The sequence below is a fragment of the [Flexibacter] sp. ATCC 35208 genome (assembly GCF_001975825.1).
Taxonomy (GTDB): domain Bacteria; phylum Bacteroidota; class Bacteroidia; order Chitinophagales; family Chitinophagaceae; genus Chitinophaga.
Genome location: NZ_MTKN01000226.1, coordinates 1 through 613, shown reverse-complemented (window position 1 = coordinate 613; position 613 = coordinate 1). Strand labels below are relative to the sequence as shown.

Annotated in this window: 1 protein-coding gene; it reads right to left on the bottom strand. The window is 38.8% G+C overall.

The genetic code is table 11. From position 1 onward, the window contains the following. Positions 1-613, bottom strand: a 613-nt coding sequence (locus tag BW716_RS35210) for a sodium/proton-translocating pyrophosphatase (protein WP_179091423.1), incomplete at both ends; no start/stop codon positions are given.

Genomic DNA, 613 nt, shown 5'->3' with positions numbered 1-613 from the left:
CCTTTTCCGGTTGCTGCAGTTGTATTTCCTACTGAATCTAAAATATCAGTTCTGGTACGAACTTCTTTTGGTAATTCGCTCATTTCGGCAATTCCTCCGGCATTGTCAGATATTGGTCCAAAAGCATCAATTGCTAATTGCATTGCTGTTGTAGCCATCATTGCCGAAGCCGCTAGAGCCACTCCGTAAAATCCTGCTAAAGCATACGAAATCCAGATTGCCGCAGCAAACAATAATACAGTTGGAAAAGTAGAAATCATTCCTGTTGCCAAACCTGCAATAACGTTTGTCCCTGCTCCTGTAGATGATTTTTGTACAATTGCCATAACTGGTTTTGTCCCTAATCCTGTATAATATTCTGTTACTGATGAAATCGCTCCACCAACAACTAAACCAACTAAAGTTGCATAAAAAACACGCATTGACGAAATATCTTTAGAACCTTCGCCAAAAAAGCTCATTTGCATAGTTTCCGGTAACATATATTTTACCAGAAAGAAACAGGCGATTGCCGTTAACACAATCGAAACCCAGTTTCCTATATTTAATGCTTTTTGTACCTGAGCTTCTTTTGCATTGTCATCGGTAATTTTTACCAGTGTTGTTCCAATAA